The sequence below is a fragment of the Pseudomonas rhodesiae genome, assembly GCF_013285305.1.
Classification (GTDB): Bacteria; Pseudomonadota; Gammaproteobacteria; order Pseudomonadales; family Pseudomonadaceae; genus Aquipseudomonas; species Aquipseudomonas rhodesiae.
In genome coordinates this window covers 3,660,346-3,686,112 of the sequence record NZ_CP054205.1, presented here as the reverse complement: position 1 = coordinate 3,686,112, position 25,767 = coordinate 3,660,346, and the positions used below count along the sequence as shown (strand labels likewise).

Below are 25,767 nucleotides of genomic sequence, written 5' to 3'. Positions count from 1 at the left end.
GCATAAGCCTTTGTCAGCAAAGACAATGCATGCTCAAATTGAACATGCTGTCATACATTAATTGGGCGGGCTGTCGGGTAGGCGGCAATGGCGTGGCATCGCGGGCACAAATCCGTACAATGCGGCCATTGTGGCGGTATCGCCGTTTCGCCTGGCAATCGGCAGTGTTAAAAGTAGTTTCTACCCGTTCGTTCATTTTTCAGCTGCCCGGATCCGGCAGTATTTTGCAGTCATTCAACAGATGGACGCGCTAAAAGGCGCAGGAAAAGACCCGTTTTGAAGAAATCCACCGCGACACCTAAAACAGTCGTGCCGGCCTGGCGTCAGCACCTGCATTATCGTCTCAAGGAAGGTGCGCTTATCGCGATCGGCGCTTTGTGCCTGTTCCTGATGATGGCCTTGCTCACCTATGGCAAGGACGATCCGGGCTGGAGCCACAATAGCAAGATCGATGACGTGCAGAACTTCGGCGGCCCCGTGGGCTCCTACAGCGCCGATATTCTGTTCATGGTGCTGGGTTACTTCGCCTATATCTTCCCCCTGCTGCTGGCGATCAAGACCTGGCAGATCTTCCGCCAGCGCCATGAGCCTTGGCAGTGGAGCGGCTGGCTGTTCTCGTGGCGTTTGATCGGCCTGGTGTTTCTGGTGTTGTCCGGCGCGGCTCTGGCCCATATCCACTTCCATGCGCCTACTGGCCTACCAGCAGGTGCGGGCGGTGCGCTGGGCGAAAGCCTCGGCGACCTGGCGCGCAAGACCCTGAATATCCAGGGCAGCACCTTGATGTTTATCGCGCTGTTCCTGTTCGGCCTTACAGTGTTCACCGACCTGTCATGGTTCAGGGTGATGGACGTGACCGGCAAGATCACCCTCGATCTGCTTGAGCTGTTCCAGGGCGCCGCCAACCGCTGGTGGGCCGCCCGTGTGGAGCGCAAGCGCATGGTGGCCCAACTGCGCGAGGTGGATACCCGTGTCAACGAGGTGGTCGCCCCGAGCACGCCGGATCGGCGTGAGCAGGCCAAGGTCAAGGAGCGCCTGATCGAGCGCGAGCAGGCCCTGAGCAAGCACATGTCGGATCGCGAGAAGCAGGTGCCACCGGTGATCGCCCCGGCACCGCCCAAGGCTCCCGAGCCGAGCCATCGCGTACAGAAAGAGAAACAGGCCCCGTTGTTTATCGACAGCGCGGTCGAAGGCACCTTGCCACCTATCTCGATCCTCGACCCCGCCGAAAAGAAACAACTCAACTATTCCCCAGAGTCCCTGGCGGCCGTTGGCCATCTGCTGGAAATCAAACTGAAGGAATTCGGCGTAGAAGTGTCGGTGGACTCCATTCACCCCGGCCCGGTGATCACCCGCTACGAAATCCAGCCCGCCGCCGGCGTCAAGGTCAGTCGCATCGCCAACCTGGCCAAGGACTTGGCGCGTTCGCTGGCTGTAACCAGCGTGCGTGTGGTGGAAGTGATCCCCGGTAAAACCACCGTGGGTATCGAGATTCCCAATGAAGACCGCCAGATCGTGCGCTTCTCCGAAGTGCTGTCGACTCCCGAGTACGACAACTTCAAATCGCCGGTCACCCTGGCTCTTGGCCATGACATCGGCGGCAAGCCGGTGATTACCGACCTGGCGAAGATGCCCCACTTGCTGGTGGCCGGTACCACCGGTTCCGGTAAGTCGGTGGGCGTGAACGCCATGATCCTATCGATTCTGTTCAAGTCCGGCCCGGAAGACGCCAAGCTGATCATGATCGACCCGAAGATGCTCGAACTGTCGATCTACGAAGGCATTCCGCACCTGTTGTGTCCTGTGGTCACCGACATGAAGGACGCCGCCAACGCCCTGCGCTGGAGCGTGGCCGAGATGGAGCGCCGCTACAAATTGATGGCGAAGATGGGCGTGCGCAATCTTTCGGGCTTCAATGCCAAGATCAAGGAGGCCCAGGAGCGCGGCGAGACCATTCCGGACCCGCTGTACAAACGCGAGAACATCCACGACGAAGCGCCGATACTGACCAAGCTGCCGACCATTGTCGTAGTGGTGGACGAATTCGCCGACATGATGATGATCGTCGGCAAGAAGGTCGAAGAACTGATCGCGCGTATCGCCCAGAAAGCTCGTGCGGCCGGTATTCACCTGATCCTCGCGACCCAGCGTCCGTCGGTGGACGTGATCACCGGTCTGATCAAGGCCAACATCCCGACCCGCATGGCGTTCCAGGTGTCGAGCAAGATCGACTCGCGGACCATCATCGACCAGGGTGGCGCCGAACAGCTGCTGGGCCACGGTGACATGCTCTACATGCCGCCGGGCACCAGCCTGCCGATCCGTGTTCACGGTGCGTTCGTTTCCGATGATGAAGTTCACCGCGTGGTGGAAGCCTGGAAGCTGCGTGGCGCCCCCGAGTACAACGACGACATCCTCAACGGCGTGGAAGAGGCCGGCAGCGGCTTCGAGAACGGCGGCGGGGGTGGTGACGACGATGCCGAAACCGATGCGCTGTACGACGAAGCCGTGGCCTTTGTGCTGGAGAGCCGTCGTGCCTCGATCTCCGCGGTGCAGCGTAAGCTGAAGATCGGCTACAACCGTGCCGCCCGCATGATCGAAGCCATGGAAATGGCCGGCGTGGTGACCGCAATGAACACCAACGGCTCGCGCGAAGTCATTGCCCCCGGGCAAATGCGCGACTGACCTCGCGCCGCATGGCAGCATGCGGCGTGCCCTGCTTACTCAATGAGGATTTCCATGCGTCTTATCCGCATGCTGTTGTTGCCGGCCCTGGCCCTGACCGCTGTTTCGGCCCACGCCGACCCGGCCTCCGTCAAAAGCCTGACCAACCTGCTGGACAAATCCAAGACCCTGACCGCGCGCTTTTCGCAGCTGACCCTGGATGCCGGCGGCACTCATCTGCAGGAAACCGCAGGGGAAATGGCAGTGCAGCGCCCAGGGCTGTTCTACTGGCACACCGAGGGCAAGGCCGAGCAGACCATCGTGTCCGATGGCCAGAAAGTCACGTTGTGGGACCCGGACTTGGAGCAAGCGACCATCAAGAAGCTCGACCCGCGCCTGAACCAGACTCCAGCACTGCTGTTGTCGGGCGATGTGTCGAAAATCAGCGACAGCTTCGACATCACCTCCAAGCAAACCAGCAACGTGATCGAGTTCACCCTCAAGCCTAAGTCCAAGGACACGCTGTTTGACACACTGTCCTTGTCGTTCGGCAATGGCGTGATCAATAACATGCGCCTGATCGACAGCGTCGGCCAGCGCACCGATATCCTGTTCTCCGGGGTCAAGGCCAACGAGCCGGTGCCGGCGTCCAAGTTCAAGTTCGACATCCCCAAGGGTGCCGACGTGATTCAGGAATAATCTGCCCCGAGGTTTCAAACGCTGCCCATGGATTTGTTTCGAAGTGACCCGATTGCCCAGCCCCTGGCCGCGCGCTTGCGTTCGACCAACCTGGATGAGTACGTCGGTCAAGAACACCTGCTCGCTCGCGGCAAGCCCCTGCGCGAAGCCCTGGAGCAGGGGGCGCTGCACTCGATGATCTTCTGGGGGCCGCCAGGCGTGGGCAAGACCACCCTGGCTCGCCTGTTGGCGAAGGTCTCGGATGCGCATTTCGAAACGGTCTCGGCGGTGCTCGCTGGGGTCAAGGAGATCCGCCAGGCCGTTGAAGTGGCCAAGCAGCAGGCCGGTCAGTATGGCAAACGCACCATTTTGTTCGTCGATGAAGTGCACCGCTTCAACAAGTCGCAGCAAGATGCGTTTTTGCCGTATGTCGAAGACGGCACGCTGATTTTTATCGGTGCCACCACCGAAAACCCCTCATTTGAGCTTAACAACGCGTTGCTGTCGCGGGCGCGAGTCTACGTGCTCAAAAGCCTCGATGAAGCAGCGATGCAAAAGCTACTGCATCGCGCCTTGAGCGAGGACAAGGGGCTGGGCAAGCGTCGGCTGAGCGTTGGCGACGAAGCCTTCAAGATTTTGCTCACGGCCGCAGACGGCGACGGCCGCCGCTTTCTCAATCTGCTGGAAAACGCCTCGGACCTGGCCGAAGACGGCAGCGAAATCGGTGTCGACTTGTTGCAAAGCCTGCTCGGTGACACACGCCGGCGTTTCGACAAGGGCGGCGAAGCGTTTTACGACCAGATTTCGGCGTTGCACAAATCCGTGCGCGGCTCCAACCCGGACGGTGCGTTGTATTGGTTCGCGCGCATGATCGACGGTGGCTGCGACCCCCTGTACCTGGCCCGCCGCGTGGTACGCATGGCCAGCGAAGACATCGGCAACGCCGACCCGCGGGCTTTGAGCCTGTGCCTGGCGGCCTGGGATGTGCAGGAGCGCCTCGGCAGCCCGGAAGGCGAGTTGGCGGTGGCCCAGGCCATCACCTACCTGGCCTGCGCGCCAAAAAGCAATGCGGTGTATATGGGCTTCAAGTCCGCCCTGCGCGCGGCCGCCGAGTACGGCTCGCTGGAAGTGCCGCTGCACCTGCGCAATGCGCCGAGCAAGCTGATGAAACAACTGGGCTACGGTGACGAATACCGTTATGCCCACGATGAGCCGGACGCCTACGCTGCCGGCGAAGACTACTTTCCCGACGCCCTGGAGCCTCAGCCGTTCTACCAGCCAGTGCCGCGCGGCCTGGAGCTGAAGATCGGCGAAAAGCTCAACCACCTCGCGCAACTCGATCGCCTCAGCCCCAAACAGCGGAGAAAGTAGTGCTCAAGACAATTCTTGCCGTGTCCATGGCCGGCATCGCTGGTACATTATTGCGTTTCGCCACCGGCACCTGGGTCAGCGCCAACTGGCCGAAGCATTTTTATGCGGCGACCTTGGCGGTCAACCTGGTGGGCTGTTTGATTATCGGGCTGTTGTACGGCTGGTTCCTGTTGCGCCCGGAAGTGCCGATTGAGATTCGTGCTGGCTTGATTGTCGGCTTTGTAGGCGGTCTGACGACCTTTTCATCCTTTTCACTGGATACGCTGCGCTTGCTGGAAAGCGGGCAGGCCCTTGTCGCCTTCGGGTACCTGGGTATCAGCGTGTTCGGCGGGCTGCTCGCCACCTGGGCTGGCCTGTCCCTGACCAAACTTTGATAAACGAGAGACCGACATGCTCGATTCCAAACTGTTACGTAGCAACCTTCAGGACGTAGCGGACCGCCTGGCTTCCCGTGGCTTTGCCCTGGATGTCGCGCGCATCGAAGCGCTGGAAGAACAGCGCAAGACCGTCCAGACCCGCACCGAAGCACTGCAGGCTGAGCGGAATGCGCGTTCCAAATCCATCGGTCAGGCCAAGCAGCGCGGTGAAGACATCGCGCCGCTGATGGCGGACGTCGAGCGCATGGGCACCGAGCTGTCCGACGGCAAGGCCGAGCTGGACAAGATCCAGTCCGAGCTGGATCAGATCCTGCTGGGCATCCCCAACCTGCCGGACGCCTCCGTACCGGTCGGCGAAGACGAAGACGGCAACGTCGAAGTGCGCCGCTGGGGCACGCCGAAAGCCTTTGATTTCCCGATCAAAGACCACGTCGCCCTGGGCGAATTGAGCGGTGGCCTGGATTTCGAGACCGCCGCCAAGCTGTCCGGCGCACGCTTTGCCTTGCTGCGCGGGCCGATCGCGCGCCTGCATCGCGCCCTGGCGCAGTTCATGATCAACCTGCACACCGGTGAGCACGGCTACGAAGAAGCCTACACGCCTTACCTGGTTCAGGCGCCAGCGCTGCAGGGCACCGGCCAGCTGCCGAAGTTCGAGGAAGAGCTGTTCAAGATCAGCCGCGACGGCGAGGCCGATTTCTATCTGATTCCGACCGCTGAAGTGTCGCTGACCAATATCGTCGCCGGCGAGATTCTCGACGCCAAGCAACTGCCGATCAAGTTCGTCGCCCACACGCCGTGCTTCCGTAGCGAAGCCGGCGCATCGGGGCGCGACACCCGCGGCATGATCCGCCAGCACCAGTTCGACAAAGTCGAGATGGTGCAGGTTGTCGAGCCGTCCACGTCGATGGAAGCCCTGGAAGGCCTGACCGCCAACGCCGAGCGCGTCCTGCAACTGCTGGAGCTGCCGTATCGCGTATTGGCGCTCTGCACTGGCGACATGGGCTTCAGCGCGGTAAAAACCTACGACCTCGAAGTGTGGGTGCCCAGCCAGGACAAGTACCGCGAGATTTCCTCGTGCTCCAACTGCGGTGATTTCCAGGCCCGTCGCATGCAGGCGCGTTTCCGTAACCCGGAGACCGGCAAGCCGGAACTGGTGCACACCCTCAACGGTTCGGGCCTGGCCGTAGGCCGTACGCTGGTGGCGGTACTAGAAAACTACCAGCAAGCCGACGGTTCGATCCGTGTACCAGAGGTGCTCAAGCCATACATGGCGGGCGTTGAGGTCATCCGCTAAATGGAATTTCTGCCGCTGTTTCATAACCTGCGCGGCAGCCGCGTGCTGGTGGTCGGGGGCGGGGAGATTGCCTTGCGCAAATCCCGGTTGCTGGCGGACGCCGGTGCCGTGCTGCGAGTGGTTGCGCCTCAGATCGAAGACCAGTTGCGTGAGTTGGTACGGGGCAGCGGCGGGGAGCTGATTTTGCGCGGTTATCAGGAGGCGGACCTGGACGGCTGCACCCTGATCATCGCCGCGACGGACGATGAGCCGCTGAATGCGCAGGTGTCCAGCGATGCCAAGCGTCGGTGCGTGCCGGTCAACGTGGTGGATGCGCCGGCCTTATGCAGCGTGATTTTCCCTGCCATCGTCGATCGTTCGCCGCTGGTGATCGCGGTGTCCAGCGGCGGCGACGCGCCGGTGCTGGCGCGCTTGATCCGGGCCAAGCTGGAAACCTGGATTCCGTCTACCTATGGCCAGTTGGCCGGGTTGGCCGCGCGGTTCAGGGCCCAGGTCAAAAGTCTGTATCCGGATGTGCAGCAACGTCGCGCATTCTGGGAAGAGGTATTTCAAGGCCCGATTGCTGACCGTCAACTGGCCGGGCAAGGCGATGAGGCCGAGCGCCTGTTGGTGGCGAAGGTCAACGGAGCGCCGCCTCATGCGCCGGGTGAGGTTTACCTGGTGGGTGCCGGTCCGGGTGACCCCGATTTGCTCACATTCCGCGCGCTGCGCCTGATGCAGCAGGCCGACGTGGTGCTGTATGACCGTCTGGTCGCTCCGGCGATCCTGGAGTTATGCCGCCGCGATGCGGAGCGTGTGTATGTCGGCAAGCGTCGCGCTGAACATGCGGTGCCCCAGGACCAGATCAACCAGCAACTGGTGAACCTGGCCAAGCAGGGTAAGCGCGTGCTGCGCCTTAAAGGTGGCGATCCGTTCATCTTTGGTCGTGGGGGCGAAGAAATCGAGGAACTGGCCGCCCATGGCATTCCGTTCCAGGTCGTGCCGGGTATTACCGCAGCCAGCGGGTGTGCGGCGTATGCCGGTATCCCGTTGACCCATCGTGACTATGCGCAGTCCGTGCGTTTTATCACAGGGCATTTGAAAGACGGCACCTCCGACCTGCCCTGGCAAGACCTGGTCGGGCCTTCGCAGACCCTGGTGTTCTATATGGGCTTGATTGGCTTGCCGATCATCTGCGAACAGCTGATTCAGCATGGTCGCGCCCCGGATACCCCGGCCGCGCTGATCCAGCAGGGCACCACGTCCAACCAGCGCGTGTTCACCGGCACCCTGGCGGATTTGCCGCGCATGGTGGCCGAGCATGAAGTGCATGCCCCAACCCTGGTGATTGTCGGTGAAGTGGTGTTATTGCGGGAGAAATTGAAGTGGTTCGAAGGCGCCCAGTCTCAAGTCTGAAACTAAAGCGCCACCACCCTTTGGAAGGGGGCTTGCCCCCGATGCGGCCTGGCAGTCAGCCAGGCTGTTGGATCAGCTCCACACTCCTTTTCCGCTCAACCGCTGCCGATCGTGCACGGTATCGAACGTCTGCAATGGTCCTTTCGGCACAATCCCCGTGGGGTTGATGGTGCGGTGGCTGGCGTAGTAGTGCCCTTTGATGTGTTCGAAATCCACCGTCTCGGCCACGCCAGGCCACTGATACATTTCCCTCAGCCAATTGGACAGGTTCGCGTAATCGGCAATGCGCCGCAGATTGCATTTGAAGTGGCTGTAATACACCGCATCAAAACGAATCAGCGTAGTGAACAGCCGCACATCCGCTTCGGTCAGGTATTCCCCGGCCAGGTAGCGATGCTCGCCCAGGTGCTGTTCCAAGTGATCCAGCTCGGCAAATACATCGTCGAAAGCACTTCCATAGGCTTGCTGCGAGGTGGCGAAGCCCGCGCGATACACGCCGTTGTTGACCGCTGGGTAGATCCGCGCATTCAGTGCGTCAATGGTCGGGCGCAACGGCTCGGGGTAGAAGTCCAGGGCGTTGCCAGTCAGCCCGTTGAACGCGCTGTTGAACATGCGGATGATCTCCGCCGATTCGTTGCTGACGATGCGCTGGCGTTGCTTGTCCCACAGCACCGGTACGGTAACGCGTCCAGTGTAGTCGGCGGTGTCGGCGGTGTAGCGTTGGTGCATGTAGGCAAAGTCGTCGAGTCGATCACCAGTTGAGCCTGTGGCCTTATCGAAGGTCCAGCCGTTTTCCAGCATCAGCCAGCTGACCACCGACACGTCGATCAGGCTTTCCAGGCCCTTGAGCTTGCGCAGGATCAACGTGCGATGTGCCCATGGGCAGGCCAGGGAAACGTAGAGGTGATAGCGCCCGGCTTCGGCCTTGAAGCCGCCCTCGCCACTGGGGCCAGGCTCGCCGTCAGCGGTGACCCAGTTACGGCGTTGCGCCTGTTCGCGCTGGAAAGCGCCATCCGCGCTACTTTCGTACCACTGGTCTTTCCAGTGTCCTTCGATCAGCAAACCCATGACTGGCTCCTCGACTAATAAGCGTTGGAGCCCAGTCTAAAGATCAGGGTTCGATTTAAAAGCGCAAAGACTGCGGGTCACTTATCGATTAAATCGATCTATCCCGCGTTTGCCAGTAATCCTCCGCCATCGCAAACGCCTGATCGCGGGGGTGCCCAAGGCCGCGCAGCGCCAGTGCCATGGTGGCGATCAGCGCCAGTTGCGGATAGCTGGCCTCGACATCGCCGCGCCATACGGCTTTGAGGTGTTCAGGCTCCAGGGTTGCCGGCTTGACGTGGCGTTGTACGGACAGCGCGGGCCATTCTTCATCCCAGCTCTGGCCGCCGGTGGTGCCGTAGAGATGGCTGAGGGTATCGGGGTTGATTTCGATCTCGCCGCCATCGCCCTTGACTACGATCACCGTGTCGCCGAGCAGGCCGCTGGCATCGCGGTGCACGCCTTGGTAACCGGGGTGGAAAATGCTTTGCAGGCCGCACCGAGCGTTCAGTGGGTTGAGCAGGCGCGCCAGGGAGTGGATCGGCGAGCGCAGGCCCAGGGTGTTGCGCAGGTCGATCATGCGCTGCAGCTGCGGCGCCCAATCGCCCAGCGGAATAAACGCCAGGTTGCCTTGGTCAAACGCGGCCTCCACCTGCTGCCAGTCGCGGCACAGCGGAATCTGCAAGCCGTGCAGTAATTGCTCGGTGTACAGGCGCCCGGCGGTGTGGGCGCCGCCGCCGTGCATCAGGATACGCACGCCGTTTTGTGCCAGGCACTTGGCGGCCAGCAGGAACCACGGGAGGTGGCGCTTTTTACCGGCATAGCTGGGCCAGTCGATATCGACGTTCAGCGCCGGGGCGTTGAGACGCTCGCGTACCGCCTCGGTAAAGCCGGCGAGCTCTTCCGGGCTTTCCTCCTTATGCCGCAGCAGCATCAGAAACGCGCCGAGTTGGGTGTCCTCGACTTTTTCGTCGAGCAACATGCCCATCGCCTCGCGGGCTTCTTCACGGGTGAGGTTGCGCGCACCGCGCTTGCCTTTGCCCAGGATGCGTACGAACTGCGCAAAGGGGTGCTCGGCAGGGGTTTGCAGGGTCAGCGGGGCAAAGTCGGTCATAAGCAATTCGTCGGCCTGGGCAGGCCCGCCAGCTTGGCGGCGAGTTTGGCGGGAGTGCCGTTGAACAGTTTGTTGAGGTGCAGGCTGTTGCCCTTTTCGGGGCCCAGCTTCAAGGCGGTGTATTTGATCAGCGGGCGCGTGGCCGGGGACAGTTGGAATTGGGCGTAGAACTCGCGCAGCAGGTTGAGGATCTGCCAGTGGTCCGGCGTCAGTTCCAAGGCCTCGGCGGCGGCCAGGGCGTTGGCGACTTCGACGGACCAGTCATTCAGGTCGACCAGGTAGCCGTCCTTGTCCAGTTCCAGGCTGCGCGAACCGACCGTGAGCGTATTCATAGCCAGGTATTGACCTTGTCGTAATCGATCGACAACTGCACGAACCCCGAATAATCCACGCTGCTGGCCCAGTCCGGCACTGGCAGGTTGCGCGCCTGGCTGTCTTCGGCCAGCACAAAGACTTTCACACCTTGACTGTGCAGCGCCGGGTTGTGCAGGGCGTAGGCGCCGTCACCGCACAGCAGGATTGCGTCCTTGGCGCCGCATACCCGTAGGCAACTGGCCAGGCGACCATCGGTAAAGGGCGAGTGGGAAACCACATGGAGAGTCGACATCAGAGGGTTATCACCTGGTCGTAACGGTCAATCAATTGAGAAATCGCAGCGCTGTCCATAGGCTGCGCGCTGGCGGGTGGGGTGAGCCCGCGTTCTGTGAGGCTGTGGCTACAGGCAAACACGTCGTCGATGCCAAACAGCCCGAGGGCCTGCAGGTTGGCACTGAGGTCTTTTTGCTGAACGGCTTTGGCGTCCTGGCCGGGCGCCAGTTGAAACACGCCGTCGTCCATAAACAGCAGGCCGATCGGCAAATCGAAGGCTCCGCCGGCCAGTACGATGTCCAGCGCTTCCCGCGCGCTGGGCCCAGACCAGGGCGCCTGGCGGCTGATCACCAATAGGGATTTGGACATGTCACGGCCCTCCAAAGCAGATCAGGCGGTCGGCGGCCTGGGCAGCGTCGTGCAGTTGGCCAAGGCCCGAGAGTGCCCAGGGGGCCTCCAGGTTCACCGCGCTGCGTTGATAGCGCGTGGCCTCTTCGGCATTGAGCACGCCTCGGCGCAGGGCAGCGGCGATGCACACCACGCCATCGAGCTGATGCTGGCTGACAAACTCACGCCACTGGCGCGCGATGTCCTGCTCATCCTGGGGGGCGACAATGCTATTGGCCGCGCTGTAAACGCCGTCCTGATAGAAAAACAGCCGCACAATCTCATGCCCGCCGGCGAGCGCGGCCTGGGCAAACAGCAGGGCACGGCGCGAAGAAGGCGCATGGGCGGCGGAAAACAAGGCAATCGCAAACTTCATGGAACACTCGGCAAGCAAACGTGGGGCAATGATAAAGCCGACTGCGCGAAAAAGCCCGCCGTGATCAAAACGGTCAGTGTCGCTGACCGTTCTGACGATTGCCGATAGGCGCCAGGCTGCCTAGGCTGTGGGAACTCGCAACCCTACAGGAGTCCCTATGTCCGGTCCCTTGGCGTCCCTTAAAGTGCTGGATTTTTCCACCTTGCTGCCCGGTCCGTTTGCTTCATTGATGTTGGCGGACATGGGCGCCGAAGTGCTACGCATCGAGTCGCCCACGCGTCCGGACCTGTTGCGCGTGCTGCCGCCCCATGACCGGGGCACTTCAGCGAGCCACGCGTACCTCAATCGCAATAAACGCAGCCTGGCGCTGGACCTCAAGCAGGCCGAGGCGCTGGAGATCGTGCGCACGCTGGTGGCGGATTACGACATTGTGCTCGAACAGTTCCGCCCCGGCGTGATGGAGCGCCTGGGGCTGGGGTATGAGGCATTGAAGGCGATCAACCCGCGATTGATCTACGTGTCGATCACCGGTTACGGCCAGACCGGCCCCTACAAGGACCGCGCCGGCCACGATATCAATTACCTGGCACTGGCCGGCGTGGCCAGTTACACCGGGCGTCAGGACAGCGGGCCGTTACCTCTGGGCGTGCAAGTTGCGGATGTGGGCGGCGGTTCTCTGCACGCAGTGGTCGGTTTGCTGGCGGCGGTGATCGCGCGGCAGCAGAGTGGGGTGGGGCAATACCTGGATGTGAGCATGACGGACTGCTCGTTCAGCCTCAATGCCATGGCTGGCGCGGGGTATCTGGCGTGCGGTGTGGAGCCGGAATGGGAAAGCCAGGTGCTCAATGGCGGCAGTTTCTACGATTACTACCGCACGCGGGACGGGCGCTGGATGTCAGTGGGTAGCCTGGAGCCTGCTTTCATGCAGGCTCTGTGCGCAGCCTTGGGCCGGCCCGAGTTGGCGGCGCACAACCTCAAGCCCGAGCAGCAACGGGTTCTTAAACAGGCGTTGCAGGTGGAATTCGAGAAGCGCAGTTTCGATGAGCTATGTGAATTGTTTGCCGGGCTGGATGCGTGCGTGGAGCCTGTGCTGACGCTCAGTGAAGCCGTGGCTCATCCGCAGCTAAAGGCGCGGGCGTTGGTCAGCCAAGTACCCAGAGGCGATGGCTCAAGCCAGGCGCAGATTGCCTGCCCGCTGAAGTTTTCAGAAGGGTTGCCGGCGCCTCGACACATTGGCGTAGCCGTGGGCGCACACAGCGATGAAGTGTTGGCGAAGCTGGGTTTCAGTGCTCAGCGGATAGCCGAATTGCGGCGCAGCAAGGTGGTCGGTTGAATGACCCACTGCTATCGGTGCATGGGTATGCACCTATCTTCAGTGAAAATATCGACTATCAAGGTGGGAGGGGGCTTGCCCCCGATGGCGGTGGGCCAGTGGCAGATAGGCTGACAGACCCACTGCTATCGGTGCATGGGTATGCACCTATCTTCAGTGAAAACATCGACTATCAAAGGTGGGAGGGGGCTTGCCCCCGATGGCGGTGGGGCAGTGGCAGATAGGCTGACAGACCCATTGCTATCGAGGGCAAGCCCCCTCCCATCTTTTGAGCCGGTTCTTTCAGTTAATACTGGTGATACCTAGGGCTAGTAGGGCAAGCCCCTTGCCACATTTTAATCGGTTGCTCGGCTCTAAATGGGCGCTTGCCTCGATAGCGCCCGATGAGCACCGACCCCATCACTCCACGCGAGTCTCTCCGGTAAACACCAGTGTCTGCCGACACCGCCGGCATAAATACCTGCGCCCCTGACGCACCAGGCCGTGACGCTGTGAGGAAAATGGAAAATCGCTGTCGGCACACGGGCAACGGTAGATGTAGCGGGTCACCTGGCGCCGCTTCACCGCGTAGGTATGGCAGCGGTCCGGCGGCAGTTCGTACACGCCGCGCATGATCAATTGCCATTCTTCGCCATGGGGCTGGATGCGCTCGCCGAATAGTTGGTGGGCGATCAGGTGGGCCACTTCATGGGCCACGGTCTGCTTGAGGAAGTGTTGGCTGTTTTCCTGGTAAAGCTGGGGGTTGAAGCGCAGCAGGTTCTCGTGCAAATGCGCGACGCCGGCCTTTTGACCGCGCAGCTTAAGGCTGACTTGGGGACGCTTGAAGCTTCGTTTGAAAAAGGACTCGGCTAGCTGGAAACACTCTTCGACGCGGGTATTGAGTTGCTCGGGCATGCTGTATCTATCTCCAGAGACGCCCAGTATGCCGTAAAACCAGGTGTTTCCGAATCTGTCAGGCGCCGAATGGTCATGCCAGACGCACAAGGCCACCTTGCGGTGGCCCTGCCTGCGCGGTGGTGTGCGTCAGTTGGTGTAGATCGGCCCAACGCCCAGGCCCCAGACAATCACGGTAAACGCCATGATCGCCACCAGCACCACCAGCCCCACGGCCAGTATGGAGCTGGAAAACAGGAAGCCTTCATCCGGATCGATGCTCATAAAGGTCGGCACGCCGACATACAACAGGTACACCGTGTAGCAGATCGCCGCCGTCCCCACGACCATGCCCAGCCACATATGCGGGTACAAGGCCGCCAGCCCGCCGATAAACAACGGCGTCGCGGTATAAGTGGCGAAGGCCACACAGCGCGCCATGCTGGGGTTGGCGTCATAGGTGCGCGCCATCCAGTGGATAAAGGCGCCCATCACCGCCACGCCGGCGAGCATGGCCGCGTAGGACATGATGGTCATCCACAATGCGCTTTCCTGGGTCAGCATAACGGGTGCGCGATTGCCGATGACCCAGCCGACCTGGGTGGTGCCGATAAAAGCCGATAGGGCGGGGATGGCCGCCAGGATCAGCGTGTGAGTGAGGTACATGTGGCCGATGCTTTCTTCTTTATCGCCACGGATTTCCCGCCATTCCTGGTCGGGATGGGTAAACAGCCCCACGACGTGATGGATCATGCCAGTCACTCCTGTCGTTATTACTATCGCCCCCCAACGGAGCGCCCACGGGCCAGTTGGCCTGAAAGGTCTGGATAGCTTGTGCGCGACCTTATGTCGCAGTATAGGAATGGATGACCGGAAAAACTGTAAGGCCTTTAGAGCATATTGCACTGTAAACACTGGGCTTAATCGCCGCAGGCTCTGTAGAAAGAGCAATATAAGCGCGCATTGGACTCGCTGGCGCATACCGGTAAAATGCTGCGCTTTTCGTCACACACCTCAAGCGGATCCAAGCGCCATGGGCACTCTTACGGTCAACCAGAACAAACTGCAAAAACGCCTGCGTCGCCTGGCCGGTGAAGCGGTCGCCGATTTCAACATGATCGAGGACGGCGACAAGGTGATGGTCTGCCTCTCCGGCGGCAAAGACAGCTACACCATGCTTGACGTGCTGCTGCACCTGCAAAAGGTCGCGCCGATCAAGTTCGAGATCGTTGCCGTCAACATGGACCAGAAACAACCGGGCTTCCCCGAGCATGTGCTGCCGGCCTACCTGAAAGAGTTGGGCATCGAGTATCACATCGTCGAAAAAGACACCTACTCGGTGGTCAAGGAACTGATCCCGGAAGGCAAAACCACCTGCTCGCTGTGCTCGCGCCTGCGCCGTGGCACGCTCTACACCTTCGCCGATGAGATCGGCGCGACCAAAATGGCCTTGGGGCATCACCGCGACGATATCGTCGAGACGTTTTTCCTCAATATGTTCTTCAATGGTTCGCTCAAGGCCATGCCGCCCAAGCTGCGCGCCGATGACGGGCGCAACGTGGTGATTCGTCCGTTGGCCTACTGCAATGAGAAAGACATCCAGGCCTATTCCGACTTCAAGCAATTCCCGATCATCCCGTGCAACCTCTGTGGCTCCCAGGAAAACCTGCAACGCCAGGTGGTCAAGGAGATGCTGCAGGACTGGGAGCGCAAGACCCCGGGACGTACCGAAAGCATTTTCCGCAGCCTGCAGAATGTGATCCCGTCGCAGTTGGCCGATCGTAACCTGTTCGACTTCACCAGCCTGAAGATCGACGAGACCGCCGCGTCGCGCTTCGTTAATGTGGTGAACCTCTGAGCCGTTTCAAGGCTCTGACACACGGCGCTTGCGGGCGCCGTTTTCAATTCCACTGCCAGGAGAGGGCATGCGCGATTACAAGTGGCTGCACGAATATTGTCTGAACCGCTTCGGCTCGGCGGCCAAACTGGAAGCCCATCTGCCGGCTCCCAAGACCCCGGCGCAATTACGCAAGATCAGTGATGATCGCTACCTGTCGACCCTGGCGCTGCGGGTGTTCCGGGCCGGGCTCAAGCACAGCGTGGTAGATGCCAAGTGGCCGGCCTTCGAGCAGGTGTTCTTTGGCTTCGATCCGGAAAAAGTCGTGTTGATGGGCGCCGAGCACCTGGAGCGCCTGATGCAGGACACCCGCATCATTCGTCACCTGGGCAAGCTCAAGAGCGTGCCGCGTAATGCGCAGATGATCCTGGATATCACTCAGGAAAAAGGCAGCTTCGGCGCGTTCATCGCCGATTGGCCAGTGACCGACATCGTTGGGCTGTGGAAATACTTGAGCAAGCACGGCCACCAGTTGGGTGGGCTATCGGCCCCGCGCTTTCTGCGCATGGTCGGCAAGGACACCTTTGTGCCCAGCGACGACGTAGTCGCGGCGTTGAATGCGCAGAAAATCGTCGACAAGGCCCCCACCAGCCTGCGCGATCTGGCGACGGTGCAGGGCGCGTTCAACCAGTGGCATGCCGAGAGTGGTCGGCCGATGTGCCAGTTGTCGATGATGCTGGCGTACACCGTCAACCACTGACACGCGCGGTAAGCGCAACTTTCGTGGCGAGTCACCTCGCCACGGTGGATTACGCGGCCAGGCGTCGGTTCAACTGATGGCGCCAGCGCACGTACAGCAGCGCGGTACAGAACACCGCCAGGCTTGCCAGCATTTCCAGCACGCCGAACCACTGCCGGTTCGGGTCGTACGCCGCCAGCGCGCCCTTGATGAAATACAGGTTCACCGCAAAGCACATCCACGAATGCCCGCGCGCGCTGCCGAGCAGCATGCCCGGTGCCAGAATCAGCAACGGCACCAACTCGATCAGCAGGATCACCCAAGGGCGTGCGCCGTGCAGGTCGGCAACGAACAGGTAATACCCGCACAACAACCCCACCAACGCAAAAAACGCCAGCAGGCTCAATGCGCGTGCCACCTTGACCCGCGGCTCCAACCACGCTTGTGGGGGCAGTACTTTAGGCTTTTTGGCCACGGCCGTTCTCCAGCAACGTGGCGGTGTTGGCCAGGCGTAGGCCGAGGGCTTTGCATAGGGTCATTTCATGTGGGTCGAGCAGGCGTTTGCCGTCCGGCCCGGCATGGTGGCTGGCGCCGTACGGCGTGCCGCCGCCCTGGGTGTCGAGCAGGGCCTGTTCGCTGTAGGGCAGGCCGGTGATCAGCATGCCGTGATGCAGCAGCGGCAGCAGCATCGACATCAGTGTGGTTTCCTGGCCGCCATGCAGGCTGGCGGTGGAGGTGAACACCCCGGCCGGTTTGCCGACCAGGGCGCCGGTGAGCCACAGGTTGCTGGTACCGTCGAGGAAGTACTTGAGCGGCGCGGCCATGTTGCCGAAACGCGTCGGGCTGCCGAGGGCCAGGCCCGAGCAGTTTTTCAAGTCATCGAGGCTGGCATACAACGCGCCTTCGTCCGGAATACTCGGCGCCACCGCTTCGCACTCAGTGGACACCGCCGGCACCGTGCGCAGGCGCGCTTCCATGCCGCCCAGTTCGATGCCCCGGGCAATATGCCGGGCCATTTCACTGACCGAGCCGTTACGGCTGTAATACAGCACCAGCACATAAGGCGCAGTCACGGCAGGATCTCCAATACGTTTTCCGGAGGACGGCCGATGACGGCCTTGTCGGCGGTTTCCAGGATCGGGCGCTCCATCAGCTTGGGATGAGCGGCAATGGCGTCGATCAACTGGCTTTCACTGAGGTTGGGGTCAGAAAGGTTGAGGCTTTTGTATTCGTCTTCGCCGGTGCGCAGCAGTTGGCGCGCAGACAGGCCGAGTTTGCCCAGCAGGGCCTGGATTTGCGCGGCGTTGAGTGGGGTTTCCAGGTAGCGCACCACGGTCGGGGCGAGGCCGCGGGCTTCCAACAGTTCGAGAGCACCGCGGGATTTCGAGCAGCGCGGGTTGTGATAAAGCGTCAGATCGGTCATGTGCGGGTCGCATCTTGCAGGAGGTGGCGGGTATTCTACCTGCGCGGCGCCCGGTCCTTAAACCGTAAGAGGCATCCGGTCGCAGCCAACGTCTATTTTCACGAAGGATTACCCCATGACACGTCGACTGATCGGTGCATTGGCGATCATCACAACCCTGCTGCTCAGCGGCTGCGGGAATGACTATGGCATTGACCAATACGGCCAGAAAGTCGCGGCCGAGCGTTTGGACAAACAGTGGGTGGTGATCAACTACTGGGCGGAATGGTGTGGCCCGTGCCGCACGGAAATCCCTGAACTCAACGCGTTGGCCGAGCAGCTCAAAGGCCAGAATATCGGGGTGTTCGGGGTCAACTTCGACAATGTGCAGGGCGAAGAACTCAAGGCCGCCAGCGAGAAACTTGGGATCAAGTTCACAGTGCTGGCGCAGAACCCGGATGGCATCTTCGAGATCCCGCGCAGCGAAGCGCTGCCGGTGACTTACATCATCGATGACAAGGGTAAGGTGCGCGAGCAGTTGATGGGCGAGCAGACGGCCGAGGGGGTGCTGGCCAAGCTCAAGGCGTTGCGCGGTTAAAGCGACATCTCAAAGCAACGGTGGGAGGGCTTTCCTCCCACCTTTAAATGTCCATCGGGTCAGAACCCGGATCAGCCTTCTTCGAGCCACAGGCGGATCGGCTTGCCTTCGGCCGGCCAGAAACGGGTCTGCTCGATGGGCGAGATGTCCCAGCGCTGCACGTCTTGCAGGGCCTGGAAGAAGCGGTGCTCCTGCTCCATCAAGGCTTCGGCGCAGAGCTTGCGGGTGCTGCCGATCTTGCCGAAGCTGAGTTTGTCGCCATCCAGGGTGTAGGGCGCGAACCAGTGGTTGCAGCCACCATTGCCGTAGGCACGTCCGTCATTGCCGAGGGTGACGGTCAGGTGCGCGTAATCCATCAAGGGCCGCTCACCGATCCATTCCACCACGTAGCTGTGGTCCTGCTGGAGTTTGACCGCATCTCCCGCGCAGCCGGCCAAGCCGGCGCCGAGTGCGGCGAGCAACACCAGGCCTTTCATTGGGTGGCCTTCTGGCAGCTCGGGCAGCGGTGCTTGTCGCCTTCACTGGCCCAGCCCAACTCGGCAATGCGTGCATTGGCGGCCGGTTGCAGCGGCTCTTTGGTCAGCTTGGTTTCCACGGCGAACTCAAACTCCAGCACGGCGTCGCAGCTGTCGCAGTTGACCTTCCAGGTGTGAATTTCCAGTTCGCCGAATTTCGGCCCCTGGGCCATGGCGACCCATTGGCCGGCCGGGCGGATGGAGTAGCGCGCATCGCCTTCGACGGTAAGGCGCATCGACAAAGTTTTACTGCCACGCAGGGTGACGATCAGGACGTCGCCATGCTTGATCGAACCACCGTTGCCGGTGACTTGGTAACGGCCCGGCACCAGGGCGCGGCATTCGATCAGGGTGTGTTGCGGGCTCAGCAAGCTGAAGCGGAAATCGTGTTCGGCCATGGATCCTCCAAATAGGCGCGGCATCCTATCACGGGTGCCGGCCTATCATGAGCGCGGTATGTGACCGCTGATCAACCTGCCACCTGGTTTTGCACGCGACCGTCGGCCCAAGCGGCGATATTGTCCAGCGTAGTGGTGGCGATTGCCGCCAGGGCCTCGTGGGTCAGGAACGCCTGGTGGGCGGTGATGATCACGTTGGGAAAGGTCAGCAGGCGCGCGAGTACGTCGTCCTGCAGGGGCAGGTCAGAGCGGTCTTCGAAAAACAGCTGGGCCTCTTCTTCATACACGTCCAGCCCCAGGTAGCCGAGTTGGCCGTCCTTGAGGGCTTCAATCAATGCGGGCGTGTCCACCAGGCCGCCACGGCCGGTGTTGATCAGCATCGCACCAGGCTGCATCTGCGCCAGGGACGCGGCGTTGATCAAGTGCTTGCTGTCGGCGGTGAGCGGGCAATGCAGGCTGATGATCCGGGCTTGGGCGAGCAACTCGGGCAGGCTCACGTAACGTGCGCCGAGCGCCTGCACATCGGGATTGGGGAAGGGATCATAGGCCAACAACGTGCAGCCGAATCCGGCCATGATCTTGGCGAAGGTTGCGCCGATCTGCCCGGTGCCGACCACGCCGACGGTCTTGCCCACCAAGTCGAATCCGGTCAAGCCGTGCAGGCTGAAATCGCCATCGCGGGTGCGGTTATAGGCACGATGCAAACGCCGATTGAGCGCCAGGATCAGCGCCACGGCGTGCTCGGCCACGGCGTGGGGCGAGTAGGCGGGCACGCGCACGATGGTCAGGCCCAGGCGTTTGGCGCTGGCCAGGTCGACATGGTTATAACCGGCCGAACGCAGCGCAATCAGGCGCGTACCGCCCTTGGCCAGGCATTCCAGCACCGGTGCGCTGAGGTCGTCGTTGATGAACGGGCAGACCACTTCGTGGTGCTCGGCCAGCGCCACGGTATCGAGATTCAGCCGCGCCGGCTGGAACTGCAGTTCCAGGCCTGCAGGCAGCGGGGCGCCGAGGAAGCTATCGCGGTCGTAGGTTTGGCTGCTGAACAGAATCATGCGCATGGCAAAGCTCCCTGCAAGTTCAAATCAATGGAAAGGGACGCATCAGGCACTGACTCGCGCTTCACTGGCCAGGCGGGCAATGGCCATGTCCAGTTCGTCCAGCGCGTGCAGGGCCTTGGCATCGTCCTGCTTGAGCAGGGTTTCGGCGCGCTGGCAGGCGGCGCGCAGTTGCGGAACGCCACAGTAGCGCGTAGCGCCGTGCAGGCGGTGGACGCGTTCGATCAGCGCATTGTTGTCATTGGCTTCGCGGGCGATGCTGATGGCGGTGCGGTCGGCTTCCAGGGAGGCCAGCAACATGGCGAGCATGTCGGCGGCCAGGTCGGTTTTACCGGCGGCCAGACGCAGGCCTTCCTCGTGGTCCAGCACAGGCAGTTGCACGCCAGGAGCCAGGCCGTCAGTGGCGCGTTCCGGTGCCTGATTGCGCAGGGCCAGGCCCGTCCATTTGAGTACTACTTGGGCCAGTTGCCGTTCGCTGATGGGTTTGGTGAGGTAATCGTCCATGCCGCTTTGCAGCAAGGCGCGTTTTTCGTTGGCCATGGCATGGGCCGTGAGCGCCACCACTGGCAGCGGCGAGCCATGACGCTCGCTCTCCCACTGACGAATCGCTTCGGTGCTCTGGCGACCGTCCATGCCCGGCATTTGCACGTCCATCAGCACCAAATCGTAAGTCTCCTGCTTGACCGCGTCGACGGCGGCGTAACCGCTTTCCACTGCGTGCACCTTGGCACCCATATCCTCCAGCAAAGTTTGCACCAGCAACAGGTTCGCCGGGTTGTCATCCACGCAAAGCACCCGTGGCGCGCGGCTGGCCAGGGGTTCGCCCGGCTCGCTGCGCGAAGGGCGCGGGTTGATCAGGTCGGACAATGCCCGGCGCAGTTTGCGGGTGCATGCCGGTTTGGCCTGCAATTGGCTATTGGGGTTGGGCACCGACTGGTTGAACAGCATCTGTTCGGTGGTCGGGCATAGCACCAGCACTTTGCAGCCCAGATGTTCGAGGTCCCACAGGTGCTGGTTGAGGCGCTCGGGGGGTATGTCGTTGGCGGTCACGCCGAGCACGGCCAGGTCGATAGCCTGCTCGGTCTGATGGGCGCTGGTAATGCCGTTGGTCAGACTTTCCAGGGTGTTGAACGGGGTGACCTCCAGGCCGCAATCTTCCAATTGGTGTTGCAGGGCCTGGCGCGCCAGTTCGTGGTTTTCGAGCACCGCCACGCGGTGGCCCAGCAGGGGCGCGCAGGGCAGGTCTTCAACGTCATCGCGGGTTTTGGGCAGGTTCAGGCTGATCCAGAATTCCGAGCCTTCGCCCGGCGTGCTGTCGACGCCGATTTCGCCGCCCATCTGTTCGATCAAGCGTTTGGAGATCACCAGCCCCAGGCCCGTGCCGCCGGGTTGACGCGACAACGAGTTGTCGGCCTGGCTGAAGGCTTGGAACAGCGCACGCACGTCCTGGCTGGAGAGGCCGATACCGGTGTCCTGCACGCTGATGCGCAGTTGCACGGTATCTTCCTGCTCGTCCTCGATCATCGCCCGAGCCACGATGGTGCCCTCGCGGGTGAACTTGATCGCGTTGCTGATCAGGTTGGTGAGGATTTGCTTGAGCCGCAGCGGGTCGCCCACCAGCGCCAGCGGCGTATCGCGGTAGACCAGGCTGACCAGTTCCAACTGCTTGGCATGGGCGGCGGGGGCGAGGATGGTCAGGGTGTCCTGGAGCAGATCGCGCAGGTTGAATGGAATGCTGTCGAGCACCAGTTTGCCGGCTTCTATTTTCGAGAAATCGAGAATCTCATTGATGATGCCCAGCAGGTTGTCGGCGGATTTTTCGATGGTACCCAGGTAGTCGAGCTGGCGCGGCGTCAGTTCGCTTTTTTGCAGCAGGTGGGTAAAGCCGAGGATGCCGTTGAGGGGCGTGCGAATTTCATGGCTCATATTGGCTAGAAACTCCGACTTGATGCGGCTCGCCTCCAGGGCCTCCTTACGCGCCAAGTCCAGCTCGATATTCTGGATCTCGATGGTTTCCAGGTTCTGACGCACGTCTTCGGTGGCCTGGTCGATGCTGTGCTGCAATTCTTCCTGGGCATTCTGCAAGGTTTCGGCCATGCGGTTGATGCCCGAGGCGAGTTGATCCAGCTCCTGGCTGCCCAGCGCGGGCAGGCGGGTTTCCAGGTTGCCGTCCTTGAGCTGGGCCACGGCTTGCTTGATCAGGCCGATCGGCGAGGTGATCGTGCGGCTGATACGCAGCGCCAGCGCGGCGGTGAAGATCAGCCCGATGGCGATCAGTAGCAGGCTGGCGAACAGGCTTCGATAGCCGCGCAGCAGCATGCCGTTGTGGGACAGTTCCACCTCGACCCAGCCCAGCAGGCGGTCGCTTTCGTCGGGGATCAGTTCGCCCGCCAGGTTGCGATGGCGGCCGAACACCGGCAGCAGGTAACGGGTGGCGTCGTTGCCCGTGCGCTGCAACAGATGTGAACTGTTGCCGACCGGCGCCTGATTGAGCATGGTCGGACCGGCGTGGGCGAGGGTGCTGCGGTCCGGCGCGAGGAACGATACAGTGCGTACGTCCTGCTGCTCCAGGGATTGGGTGGCGATGCGCTCCAGTAAATCGACGTTTTTATTGCCCAGGGCCGGCGCCACCAGCGGTGCCAATTGCTCGGCGATCATTTCGCCGCGCTGCAGCAACTGGGTTTGCAGCTCCGACAGCTGCATCCAGGTGAAATAACCGCCCAACAACAACGCCATCAGGCTGGTCGGCAATAAGGTCAGCAACAGTACGCGGCCTTTTATCCCCATTCTTCTAAGCACGCCACTCTCCTGCTACCACATTGGAATCAATCTTTCGCGCCGGCATCCGGCCTGCGCCACCTGCGCAGTGTAGCCATTTGCGCGGCGAGGAATCTCGCAAAATCATCACAGGAGTCAATCTTCGGGCCATTGGCCGGCGAGTAGCGATTGCCTGTGGCGGGGTAATCTTGAATAATCGGCGATTGAGAATTACTTGCAGACGCTAATGAATCCCGCAGCCAGTATCCTGACCATCGAAGATGACCCCGTGCTCGGCGCCTACGTCCATGAGGAGCTGGCGCGCAGTGGCTTTCAGGTTACATGGTGCCAGAACGGCCAGCAGGGCCTGGACATGGCGCGTGAGCGTGCTTTCGACGTGGTGTTGATGGATATTCTGCTGCCGGGGCTGGACGGCCTGTCGATCCTGACGTATTTGCGCAAAAGCCATTCGACCCCGGTGATTCTGATGTCGGCCTTGGGTGCCGAAGCCGACCGCATCAGCGGTTTTCGCCTGGGCGCGGACGACTACTTACCCAAGCCTTTCAGCATGCTTGAGCTGCGCGTGCGCATTGAAGCGATCCTGCGCCGCGTGGCCCTGGATCGTCGGCCGCTGCCTGCTCTGCCAGTGCGGCGCGAGAACGCGCCGAGCTTGCGCTTTGACGATGAGTTAGGTGATGTTTTTTACCTGCAACACTCCGCCGGCCTGACCCGTAGCGAATTCCGCCTGCTGGAAACCCTGCATCGCAACGTTGAAGAGGTCTTGAGCAAAGCCTTTCTTTATCAGCATGTGCTGCAACGCGGTTATGCCCCCCATGACCGTAGCCTGGACATGCATATCAGCCAGATCCGCCGCAAGCTCAAAGCCATCGGCTACAGCGAGCGCGAAGTGCGCACCGTCTGGGGCAAGGGTTATGTGTTGAGCGGGCACGATGACAGCCTTTGAACGACCGCTGAAACGCCTGCCGGGCAGGTACTCATTGTTCTGGAAACTGGCCTGCCTGTTGATCGCGTTCTGTTTGCTGATGATCTGGCTGAGCTGGTCCTGGGGTCGCTATATGGAGCAGCAGAATGCCTATCTGTCCGAGGAGGCGAAAACCACCCTGAGCGGGTACGCGGCGCAAGCGGAGCAGGCGTGGAACCTAGGCGGCCCTTCAGGCGTCGATGCCTGGCTGCAGGCCATGGGCAAGCGTGAAACCACTTGGATCGGCGTGATTGGCAACGACCTGCAATCGTTGAGCAGCTACCCCTTGAGTAGTGCGCAAAACCAGCGCCTGACCTTTTTACGCGGCCTGGACTGGCCGGTGAGTCGGCATGTCAAGGGGCTGCCCTGGCTGAAGATCGCGTTTCCCGGCGACCCGGAGGCCGGGTCGTTGGTGATCGAACTGCCACAGCGCTTTATGCCCGGTCGCTATCAAGTGTTCTGGCGGGTGGTGACCAACGGCGTGATCCCCGGTCTGTTCACCTTGTTGCTGTGCATAGGCCTGTACCGCTTGCTGATCATGCCCCTCAATCAATTGCGCGAGCAGGCCAACGCCTGGCGAGCCGACCAGTTGAATACGCGTCTGTCCCTGGATGCGACCAGTCGCCAGGATGAGTTGGGCGAGCTGGGCCGTGCTTTTGATCATATGTCCGAACGCTTGCAGGGGACGGTGGTGTTGCAACAGCAGTTGCTGCGCGATATGTCCCATGAACTGCGTACGCCCCTCAGTCGCTTGCGGGTGGCCTGTGACAGCGAGCAGGACCTCGCGCAACTGCGTCAACGCCTGGGCCGGGAAATCGATGCCATGCAGCGACTGGTGGAAGACAGCCTGCAATTGGCCTGGTTGGACGCCGAACGGACGCCGTTGACCAAAGAAACCATTCAGCTTCAAGCGTTGTGGGACATATTGCGTGAGAACGCATGCTTTGAAAGCGCTTGGCCAGCATCGCGCCTACCGTGTTTGCTGGGCCCCGAGTGCTGGGTGCGGGGCAACCTGAATGGCTTGGCCCAGGCCCTGGAAAATATCCTGCGTAATGCCATACGCCACTCTCCAACGGACGGGGTGGTGTGCCTGGACGGGCGGCGCGAGGGTGAGTACTGGCACCTATGGCTGGAAGATCAGGGTGGCGGGATCGATGAGCGGGACCTTGAACGCATTTTTGCGCCGTTCACGCGCTTGGATGGCTCTCGCCCAGGCGATGGCGGCTTCGGCCTGGGGCTGAGCATCGCGCGCAATGCGCTGCAACGTCAGGACGGCAGCCTATGGGCGGAAAACACCGGTGCGGGCCTGCGGGTACATCTGCGCCTGCTGGCGCTTTAGATTTTACCCGCGCCGCTGTTTGCGTTTCTTCCATTGGTGGGCCACCCACCACCGCCAGTAACCCATGGTCAGGCAATAGGCCAATGCGCCCAGTACCAGGCCCAATACCACCGAACCCAGCAAAAACGGTTGCCACAAGGTGCTCAACTGGCCGCTGATCCATTCCCAGGTGAGGTCGTCGGGGAGGCTGCGCGCAGGGACGTTCATCAGCCAGGCGCCGGTCAGGTACGTGCAAATGAACACCACCGGCATAGTGATCGGGTTGGTCAGCCATACCAGGCTTATGGCGATCGGCATGTTGCCGCGTACCGTGATCGCGAGGATCGCCGCGAGCAGCATCTGCAACGGAATCGGAATGAACGCCGCAAACAGGCCCACCGCCATGGCTCGGGCCACCGAGTGCCGATTCAGGTGCCAGAGGTTCGGATCATGCAACAACGTACCGAGAAACTGTAATGACTTGTGTTCCCTGATACTGGTGGGGTCGGGCATGTACCGTTTGAATAAGCGCCGAGGCATAAGGGGTCCAGGTCGATTCGAGGGGCAAGTATGCCCGCATTCTATAAACAGGAAATTCAGACTTTGTGACAAAACATCATAGGCCGCGCCGAATGCACGACTAAGACTGAATGGATCTCTCAAAAGGATGAT

General features: G+C 61.3%; 28 protein-coding genes. 12 read left to right on the top strand and 16 right to left on the bottom strand.

What is annotated here, in order from left to right:
* The first annotated feature begins 276 nt into the window (after window positions 1-276).
* The 6 genes from HRH33_RS16625 to cysG are packed head-to-tail and all read left to right on the top strand — an operon-like array spanning window position 277 to window position 7,776.
* The gene (locus HRH33_RS16625; RefSeq protein WP_167417864.1) at window positions 277-2,682 is read left to right on the top strand and encodes a DNA translocase FtsK; all 2,406 of its coding nucleotides are present in this window, start codon (window positions 277-279) and stop codon (window positions 2,680-2,682) included.
* Between the two features lie 54 nt (window positions 2,683-2,736).
* Entirely contained in the window at window positions 2,737-3,360 is a 624-nt protein-coding gene (gene lolA / locus HRH33_RS16620; protein WP_034098665.1) for an outer membrane lipoprotein periplasmic chaperone LolA, read from the top strand.
* A gap of 27 nt (window positions 3,361-3,387) precedes the next feature.
* Complete coding sequence (locus HRH33_RS16615) at window positions 3,388-4,710, top strand: replication-associated recombination protein A (RefSeq protein WP_167417863.1); 1,323 nt, start codon at window positions 3,388-3,390, stop codon at window positions 4,708-4,710.
* Window positions 4,710-5,084 carry a fluoride efflux transporter CrcB gene (crcB, locus tag HRH33_RS16610; RefSeq protein ID WP_034138572.1) on the top strand — a complete coding sequence of 125 codons (375 nt, stop codon included), beginning with the start codon at window positions 4,710-4,712 and terminating at the stop codon, window positions 5,082-5,084. Before HRH33_RS16615 ends, crcB begins: the two co-directional genes overlap by 1 nt.
* Before the next feature lie 16 nt (window positions 5,085-5,100).
* A complete protein-coding gene (gene serS, locus HRH33_RS16605; RefSeq protein ID WP_034098658.1) occupies window positions 5,101-6,381 on the top strand; it encodes a serine--tRNA ligase in 1,281 nt (426 codons plus the stop codon).
* The gene (gene cysG / locus HRH33_RS16600; RefSeq protein ID WP_034098656.1) at window positions 6,382-7,776 is read left to right on the top strand and encodes a siroheme synthase CysG; all 1,395 of its coding nucleotides are present in this window, start codon (window positions 6,382-6,384) and stop codon (window positions 7,774-7,776) included.
* A 72-nt stretch (window positions 7,777-7,848) separates the two neighbouring features.
* Here cysG and HRH33_RS16595 read toward each other — a convergent pair whose 3' ends face one another.
* The 6 genes from HRH33_RS16595 to tusD all read right to left on the bottom strand — a co-directional run bounded on the left by HRH33_RS16595 (window position 7,849) and on the right by tusD (window position 11,285).
* The gene (locus HRH33_RS16595) at window positions 7,849-8,844 is read right to left on the bottom strand and encodes a glutathione S-transferase family protein (protein ID WP_167417862.1); all 996 of its coding nucleotides are present in this window, start codon (window positions 8,842-8,844) and stop codon (window positions 7,849-7,851) included.
* Between the two features lie 88 nt (window positions 8,845-8,932).
* The gene (locus HRH33_RS16590) at window positions 8,933-9,934 is read right to left on the bottom strand and encodes a glycosyl transferase family protein (RefSeq protein WP_167417861.1); all 1,002 of its coding nucleotides are present in this window, start codon (window positions 9,932-9,934) and stop codon (window positions 8,933-8,935) included.
* Complete coding sequence (locus tag HRH33_RS16585; protein ID WP_034114174.1) at window positions 9,931-10,266, bottom strand: TusE/DsrC/DsvC family sulfur relay protein; 336 nt, start codon at window positions 10,264-10,266, stop codon at window positions 9,931-9,933. Before HRH33_RS16585 ends, HRH33_RS16590 begins: the two co-directional genes overlap by 4 nt.
* On the bottom strand, window positions 10,263-10,541 hold the full coding sequence (gene tusB / locus HRH33_RS16580; protein WP_034114172.1) for a sulfurtransferase complex subunit TusB: 279 nt from the start codon (window positions 10,539-10,541) through the stop codon (window positions 10,263-10,265). The genes HRH33_RS16585 and tusB overlap by 4 nt, the downstream gene beginning before the upstream one ends.
* Entirely contained in the window at window positions 10,541-10,891 is a 351-nt protein-coding gene (gene tusC, locus HRH33_RS16575; RefSeq protein WP_034098646.1) for a sulfurtransferase complex subunit TusC, read from the bottom strand. Before tusC ends, tusB begins: the two co-directional genes overlap by 1 nt.
* 1 nt (window position 10,892) lies before the next feature.
* Window positions 10,893-11,285: a sulfurtransferase complex subunit TusD gene (tusD, locus tag HRH33_RS16570; RefSeq protein WP_034098644.1), complete on the bottom strand. Its 393-nt coding sequence runs from the start codon at window positions 11,283-11,285 to the stop codon at window positions 10,893-10,895.
* A 157-nt stretch (window positions 11,286-11,442) separates the two neighbouring features.
* Here tusD and HRH33_RS16565 point away from each other — a divergent pair, with 157 nt between their 5' ends.
* On the top strand, window positions 11,443-12,618 hold the full coding sequence (locus tag HRH33_RS16565) for a CaiB/BaiF CoA transferase family protein (protein WP_167417860.1): 1,176 nt from the start codon (window positions 11,443-11,445) through the stop codon (window positions 12,616-12,618).
* 399 nt (window positions 12,619-13,017) lie between these two features.
* Here the strand turns inward: HRH33_RS16565 and HRH33_RS16560 are convergent, their stop codons facing one another.
* Together HRH33_RS16560 and HRH33_RS16555 are read right to left on the bottom strand one after the other, a co-directional pair.
* Window positions 13,018-13,512: a SprT family zinc-dependent metalloprotease gene (locus HRH33_RS16560; RefSeq protein WP_034098640.1), complete on the bottom strand. Its 495-nt coding sequence runs from the start codon at window positions 13,510-13,512 to the stop codon at window positions 13,018-13,020.
* 129 nt (window positions 13,513-13,641) lie between these two features.
* Window positions 13,642-14,244 (bottom strand): Yip1 family protein, encoded by a 603-nt coding sequence (locus tag HRH33_RS16555; protein ID WP_034098638.1) that lies wholly within the window; start codon window positions 14,242-14,244, stop codon window positions 13,642-13,644.
* A 280-nt stretch (window positions 14,245-14,524) separates the two neighbouring features.
* On the opposite strand from HRH33_RS16555, the gene ttcA reads away from it, so the two are divergent.
* Both ttcA and HRH33_RS16545 read left to right on the top strand, forming a co-directional pair.
* Window positions 14,525-15,349, top strand: coding sequence for a tRNA 2-thiocytidine(32) synthetase TtcA (gene ttcA, locus HRH33_RS16550; RefSeq protein ID WP_034098636.1), 825 nt, complete (start codon window positions 14,525-14,527; stop codon window positions 15,347-15,349).
* A gap of 67 nt (window positions 15,350-15,416) precedes the next feature.
* On the top strand, window positions 15,417-16,088 hold the full coding sequence (locus tag HRH33_RS16545) for a DNA-3-methyladenine glycosylase I (RefSeq protein WP_034098634.1): 672 nt from the start codon (window positions 15,417-15,419) through the stop codon (window positions 16,086-16,088).
* 49 nt (window positions 16,089-16,137) lie between these two features.
* Here the strand turns inward: HRH33_RS16545 and HRH33_RS16540 are convergent, their stop codons facing one another.
* From HRH33_RS16540 to arsC, 3 genes are read right to left on the bottom strand one after another with little or no spacing between them, the layout of a single operon-like run.
* Entirely contained in the window at window positions 16,138-16,542 is a 405-nt protein-coding gene (locus HRH33_RS16540; protein ID WP_034098632.1) for a DUF2069 domain-containing protein, read from the bottom strand.
* Window positions 16,526-17,140: an NAD(P)H:quinone oxidoreductase gene (wrbA, locus tag HRH33_RS16535; protein WP_167417859.1), complete on the bottom strand. Its 615-nt coding sequence runs from the start codon at window positions 17,138-17,140 to the stop codon at window positions 16,526-16,528. Before wrbA ends, HRH33_RS16540 begins: the two co-directional genes overlap by 17 nt.
* Complete coding sequence (gene arsC, locus HRH33_RS16530) at window positions 17,137-17,490, bottom strand: arsenate reductase (glutaredoxin) (RefSeq protein ID WP_094065853.1); 354 nt, start codon at window positions 17,488-17,490, stop codon at window positions 17,137-17,139. The genes wrbA and arsC overlap by 4 nt, the downstream gene beginning before the upstream one ends.
* A 115-nt stretch (window positions 17,491-17,605) precedes the next feature.
* On the opposite strand from arsC, the gene HRH33_RS16525 reads away from it, so the two are divergent.
* Entirely contained in the window at window positions 17,606-18,067 is a 462-nt protein-coding gene (locus tag HRH33_RS16525; RefSeq protein WP_034098627.1) for a TlpA disulfide reductase family protein, read from the top strand.
* A gap of 71 nt (window positions 18,068-18,138) precedes the next feature.
* On the opposite strand, the gene HRH33_RS16520 is transcribed toward HRH33_RS16525, so the two are convergent.
* The 4 genes from HRH33_RS16520 to HRH33_RS16505 all read right to left on the bottom strand — a co-directional run bounded on the left by HRH33_RS16520 (window position 18,139) and on the right by HRH33_RS16505 (window position 22,837).
* The gene (locus HRH33_RS16520; RefSeq protein WP_167417858.1) at window positions 18,139-18,543 is read right to left on the bottom strand and encodes an META domain-containing protein; all 405 of its coding nucleotides are present in this window, start codon (window positions 18,541-18,543) and stop codon (window positions 18,139-18,141) included.
* Window positions 18,540-18,980, bottom strand: coding sequence for a hypothetical protein (locus HRH33_RS16515; protein WP_034098623.1), 441 nt, complete (start codon window positions 18,978-18,980; stop codon window positions 18,540-18,542). The genes HRH33_RS16520 and HRH33_RS16515 overlap by 4 nt, the downstream gene beginning before the upstream one ends.
* Window positions 18,981-19,051: 71 nt before the next feature.
* A complete protein-coding gene (locus tag HRH33_RS16510; protein WP_167417857.1) occupies window positions 19,052-20,041 on the bottom strand; it encodes a 2-hydroxyacid dehydrogenase in 990 nt (329 codons plus the stop codon).
* Between the two features lie 42 nt (window positions 20,042-20,083).
* Window positions 20,084-22,837 (bottom strand): response regulator, encoded by a 2,754-nt coding sequence (locus HRH33_RS16505; RefSeq protein WP_034098619.1) that lies wholly within the window; start codon window positions 22,835-22,837, stop codon window positions 20,084-20,086.
* A gap of 205 nt (window positions 22,838-23,042) precedes the next feature.
* Between HRH33_RS16505 and HRH33_RS16500 the strand changes: the two genes are divergently transcribed.
* Both HRH33_RS16500 and HRH33_RS16495 read left to right on the top strand, forming a co-directional pair.
* Window positions 23,043-23,759, top strand: a complete 717-nt coding sequence (locus tag HRH33_RS16500; RefSeq protein ID WP_167417856.1) for a response regulator transcription factor — start codon at window positions 23,043-23,045, stop codon at window positions 23,757-23,759.
* The gene (locus tag HRH33_RS16495; RefSeq protein ID WP_167417855.1) at window positions 23,746-25,116 is read left to right on the top strand and encodes a sensor histidine kinase; all 1,371 of its coding nucleotides are present in this window, start codon (window positions 23,746-23,748) and stop codon (window positions 25,114-25,116) included. The genes HRH33_RS16500 and HRH33_RS16495 overlap by 14 nt, the downstream gene beginning before the upstream one ends.
* A 3-nt stretch (window positions 25,117-25,119) precedes the next feature.
* Here HRH33_RS16495 and HRH33_RS16490 read toward each other — a convergent pair whose 3' ends face one another.
* The gene (locus HRH33_RS16490) at window positions 25,120-25,635 is read right to left on the bottom strand and encodes a DUF2062 domain-containing protein (protein ID WP_034098616.1); all 516 of its coding nucleotides are present in this window, start codon (window positions 25,633-25,635) and stop codon (window positions 25,120-25,122) included.
* Window positions 25,636-25,767 lie beyond the last annotated feature (132 nt).